This window comes from Modestobacter sp. VKM Ac-2985, from assembly GCF_026967925.1.
GTDB lineage: Bacteria > Actinomycetota > Actinomycetes > Mycobacteriales > Geodermatophilaceae > Modestobacter.
Genome location: NZ_JAPVBI010000006.1, coordinates 1 through 5,456 on the forward strand (window position 1 = coordinate 1; position 5,456 = coordinate 5,456).

The window sequence follows — 5,456 nt, forward strand, 5'->3', positions numbered from 1 at the left end:
AGTTATGTCCGGCGGCGTCCTACTCTCCCACCCGGTCCCCCGGGCAGTACCATCGGCGCTGAAAGGCTTAGCTTCCGGGTTCGGAATGAGACCGGGCGTTTCCCTTTCGCCATGACCGCCGTAACACTGTGAAGATGTACCCGGAACCGAACCCCAGCACAGCTGGGGATCAGCACCAGGCGGAACCATCGAAACGGTTCCGTACCTTCAGAGCTGCACAGTGGACGCGACACATCTTGCTTGTAAGAGGCTGGATGAGTATGTGGTCAAGCCCTCGGCCTATTAGTACCGGTCAGCTCCACGACTTGCGCCGCTTCCACTTCCGGCCTATCAACCCGCTGGTCTGGGCGGGGGCCTTACCCGGTTGACCCGGTGAGAGACCTCATCTCGAAGCGAGCTTCCCGCTTAGATGCTTTCAGCGGTTATCCCTGCCGAACGTAGCCAACCAGCAGTGCTCCTGGCGGAACAACTGGCACACCAGAGGTTCGTCCGTCCCGGTCCTCTCGTACTAGGGACAGCTCTTCTCAAGTCTCTTACGCGCGCGGCGGATAGGGACCGAACTGTCTCACGACGTTCTAAACCCAGCTCGCGTGCCGCTTTAATGGGCGAACAGCCCAACCCTTGGGACCTACTCCAGCCCCAGGATGCGACGAGCCGACATCGAGGTGCCAAACCATCCCGTCGATATGGACTCTTGGGGAAGATCAGCCTGTTATCCCCGGGGTACCTTTTATCCGTTGAGCGACACCGCTTCCACGTGCCGGTGCCGGGTCACTAGTCCCAGCTTTCGCTCCTGCTCGACCCGTCGGTCTCGCAGTCAAGCTCCCTTGTGCACTTGCACTCGACACCTGATTGCCAACCAGGCTGAGGGAACCTTTGGGCGCCTCCGTTACATTTTGGGAGGCAACCGCCCCAGTTAAACTACCCACCTGACACTGTCCCTGATCCGGATCACGGACCGAGGTTAGACATCCAATTCGACCAGAGTGGTATTTCAACGATGACTCCACGAACACTGGCGTGCCCGCTTCACAGTCTCCCACCTATCCTACACAAGCCGAACCGAACACCAATATCAAGCTATAGTGAAGGTCCCGGGGTCTTTCCGTCCTGCCGCGCGTAACGAGCATCTTTACTCGTAGTGCAATTTCGCCGAGCCTGTGGTTGAGACAGCTGAGAAGTCGTTACGCCATTCGTGCAGGTCGGAACTTACCCGACAAGGAATTTCGCTACCTTAGGATGGTTATAGTTACCACCGCCGTTTACTGGCGCTTGAGTTCTGAGCTTCGCCCCGAAGGACTAACCCGTCCCCTTAACGTTCCAGCACCGGGCAGGCGTCAGTCCGTATACATCGTCTTTCGACTTCGCACGGACCTGTGTTTTTAGTAAACAGTCGCTTCTCACTGGTCTCTGCGGCCACCCACCGCTGCCCCGCGCAAGGCGGTTCACAGCAGATGGCCCCCCTTCTCCCGAAGTTACGGGGGCATTTTGCCGAGTTCCTTAACCACAGTTCGCTCGATCGCCTTGGTATTCTCTACCTGACCACCTGAGTTGGTTTGGGGTACGGGCCGCTAAGAACTCGCTAGAGGCTTTTCTCGGCAGCATAGGATCATCCAATTCGCCTCATTCGGCTATGCGTCGGGCCTCACCCTGTGTGCGATGCGGATTTACCTACATCGCGGGCCACACCCTTGCACCGGTACTACCACTCACCGGTAGGACTACCTTCCTGCGTCACCCCATCGCTTGCCTACTACCAGTCCAGGTCCCGCGCTCCCCCGGATCAGACCCGAAGGTCAGTCACCGGCTTTGGGCGGTTAGTATCGCTGGGTTCAGCATGGGCGTTCTTTCGCGGGTACGGGAATATCAACCCGTTGTCCATCGACTACGCCTGTCGGCCTCGCCTTAGGTCCCGACTCACCCTGGGCGGATTAGCCTGGCCCAGGAACCCTTGGTCATCCGGCGGGGGAGTTTCTCACTCCCCTTTCGCTACTCATGCCTGCATTCTCACTCGTGTGGCGTCCACGGCTGGATCACTCCGCCGCTTCAATCGCCACACGACGCTCCCCTACCCATCCACACACCTGGCCACCCACCCGAAAGTGAGTGACGGGTTCATGTGAATGCCACAGCTTCGGCGGTGTGCTTGAGCCCCGCTACATTGTCGGCGCGGAATCACTTGACCAGTGAGCTATTACGCACTCTTTCAAGGGTGGCTGCTTCTAAGCCAACCTCCTGGTTGTCACTGCGACTCCACATCCTTTTCCACTTAGCACACGCTTAGGGGCCTTAGCTGATGATCTGGGCTGTTTCCCTCTCGACTACGAACCTTATCGCCCGCAGTCTCACTGCCACGCTCTCACTTACCGGCATTCGGAGTTTGGTTGATTTCAGTAACCTTGTGGGGCCCCTAGACCATCCAGTGCTCTACCTCCGGCAAGAAACACGTGACGCTGCACCTAAATGCATTTCGGGGAGAACCAGCTATCACCGAGTTTGATTGGCCTTTCACCCCTACCCACAGCTCATCCCCTCAGTTTTCAACCTAAGTGGGTTCGGTCCTCCACGCGGTCTTACCCGCGCTTCAACCTGGCCATGGGTAGATCACTCGGCTTCGGGTCTAGAGCACGCGACTCAATCGCCCTGTTCGGACTCGCTTTCGCTACGGCTACCCCACACGGGTTAACCTCGCCACGTACCGCTAACTCGCAGGCTCATTCTTCAAAAGGCACGCAATCACCCCCACGCACAAGTGCGCATAAGGCTCTCACGGCTTGTAGGCACACGGTTTCAGGTACTATTTCACTCCCCTCCCGGGGTACTTTTCACCTTTCCCTCACGGTACTTGTCCGCTATCGGTCACCAGGGAGTATTTAGGCTTAGCGGGTGGTCCCGCCAGATTCACACCGAATTTCACGGGCTCGGTGCTACTTGGGATACGACTCGGGAGGCCATGAGTTTTCGTGTACGGGGCTCTCACCCTCTACGGCGACCCCTTCCAGAGGCCTTCCACTAACACATGGCTTTCTGACTCCCTGACAGTTCGGCAGAACCATCCGAATCGTCCCACGACCCCGACCGCACAACGCCTGCCGGCTTGGCATGCGATCGGTTTAGCCTCATCCGCTTTCGCTCGCCACTACTCACGGAATCACGGTTGTTTTCTCTTCCTGTGGGTACTGAGATGTTTCACTTCCCCACGTTCCCTCCACACGCCCTATGTGTTCAGGCGTGGGTCACACCACATGACTGGTGCGGGGTTCCCCCATTCGGAAATCCTCGGATCAACGCTCGGTTGACAGCTCCCCGAGGCTTATCGCAGCCTCCTACGTCCTTCATCGGCTCCTGGTGCCCAGGCATCCACCGTGTGCCCTTAACAACTTGACCACACACAACACCCACGCCCGCCCACCACAACACCCCCGCACCCCGGGCGTGAACCCAAGATCGGTGAGCGATGTACGCGGACCAGCGCGGATATCCAGATCAATACTTACAAGATGCTCGCGTCCACTGTGCAGTTCTCAAAGTACGGAAGATGACCCACCACCGAAACACCGCCAGCCCCAGGCAACCCCGGGCGGTACGACATCCAGCAGGCCTCCAGAAGCAGCAGACCACAACAGCCCGCTCCCTCAGGACCCAACAGCGTGCCTACGACCAGACCACCCACACCCACCACGTTCCACACCCCCCGAAGGAGGCCGTACTAGCAGCAAGACGAGCGCCTGGCCGAACTGGTCAGCGTTCCACCCTTGAGCTCCGTCACGAACACCCGAGCACCCCCGAAGATGAGGGCGCTTCACGATCCGCGCACGGCTCTGGACCACCACACGAGTGTGGCGGCCAGTGCTCCTTAGAAAGGAGGTGATCCAGCCGCACCTTCCGGTACGGCTACCTTGTTACGACTTCGTCCCAATCGCCGATCCCGCCTTCGACGGCTCCCTCCCACAAGGGGTTGGGCCACCGGCTTCGGGCGTTACCGACTTTCGTGACGTGACGGGCGGTGTGTACAAGGCCCGGGAACGTATTCACCGCAGCGTTGCTGATCTGCGATTACTAGCGACTCCAACTTCATGGGGTCGAGTTGCAGACCCCAATCCGAACTGAGACCGGCTTTTTGGGATTCGCTCCACCTCGCGGTATCGCAGCCCTTTGTACCGGCCATTGTAGCATGTTTGCAGCCCTAGACATAAGGGGCATGATGATTTGACGTCATCCCCACCTTCCTCCGAGTTGACCCCGGCAGTCTCCTATGAGTCCCCACCATGACGTGCTGGCAACATAGAACGAGGGTTGCGCTCGTTGCGGGACTTAACCCAACATCTCACGACACGAGCTGACGACAACCATGCACCACCTGTGCACGACCCTTTAAAGGACCTGCCATCTCTGACAGATTTCCGTGCATGTCAAGCCTAGGTAAGGTTCTTCGCGTTGCATCGAATTAAGCAACATGCTCCGCCGCTTGTGCGGGCCCCCGTCAATTCCTTTGAGTTTTAGCCTTGCGGCCGTACTCCCCAGGCGGGGCGCTTAATGCGTTAGCTGCGGCACGGAGACCGTGGAATGGCCCCCACACCTAGCGCCCAACGTTTACGGCGTGGACTACCAGGGTATCTAATCCTGTTCGCTCCCCACGCTTTCGCTCCTCAGCGTCAGTTACTGCCCAGAGACCCGCCTTCGCCACCGGTGTTCCTCCTGATATCTGCGCATTTCACCGCTACACCAGGAATTCCAGTCTCCCCTGCAGTACTCTAGTTTGCCCGTATCGACTGCAGGCCCGAGGTTGAGCCTCGGGTTTTCACAGCCGACGCGACAGACCGCCTACGAGCTCTTTACGCCCAATAATTCCGGACAACGCTTGCACCCTACGTATTACCGCGGCTGCTGGCACGTAGTTGGCCGGTGCTTCTTCTGTAGGTACCGTCACTTTCGCTTCGTCCCTACTGAAAGAGGTTTACAACCCGAAGGCCGTCATCCCTCACGCGGCGTCGCTGCGTCAGGCTTTCGCCCATTGCGCAATATTCCCCACTGCTGCCTCCCGTAGGAGTCTGGGCCGTGTCTCAGTCCCAGTGTGGCCGGTCACCCTCTCAGGCCGGCTACCCGTCGTCGCCTTGGTGGGCCGTGACCCCACCAACAAGCTGATAGGCCGCGGGCCCATCCTCAGCCGATGAATCTTTCCACCACCAGACCATGCGGTCAGCGGTCACATCCGGTATTAGCACCAATTTCTTGGAGTTATCCCAGAGCTGAGGGCAGGTTGCCCACGTGTTACTCACCCGTTCGCCGCTAGGGCACCACCCCGAAGAGTGGGCCTCGCTCGACTTGCATGTGTTAAGCACGCCGCCAGCGTTCGTCCTGAGCCAGGATCAAACTCTCCGTAGATGATTTGATCGCAGCTGAGACCGAGAGTTGGCACTCTCGTTCAATCAACCAAAGGAACCCAATCAGCATCC

Annotated in this window: 3 rRNA genes; all 3 read right to left on the reverse strand. The window is 58.6% G+C overall.

The window, feature by feature from the left end:
- Window positions 1-6: 6 nt before the first annotated feature.
- The 3 genes from rrf to O2V61_RS22325 all read right to left on the reverse strand — a co-directional run bounded on the left by rrf (window position 7) and on the right by O2V61_RS22325 (window position 5,385).
- Window positions 7-123 (reverse strand): 5S ribosomal RNA (rrf, locus tag O2V61_RS22315).
- A 139-nt stretch (window positions 124-262) separates the two neighbouring features.
- Window positions 263-3,387 (reverse strand): 23S ribosomal RNA (locus O2V61_RS22320).
- Between the two features lie 473 nt (window positions 3,388-3,860).
- Window positions 3,861-5,385 (reverse strand): 16S ribosomal RNA (locus tag O2V61_RS22325).
- The 16S, 23S and 5S rRNA genes sit together here, the layout of an rRNA operon.
- Window positions 5,386-5,456 lie beyond the last annotated feature (71 nt).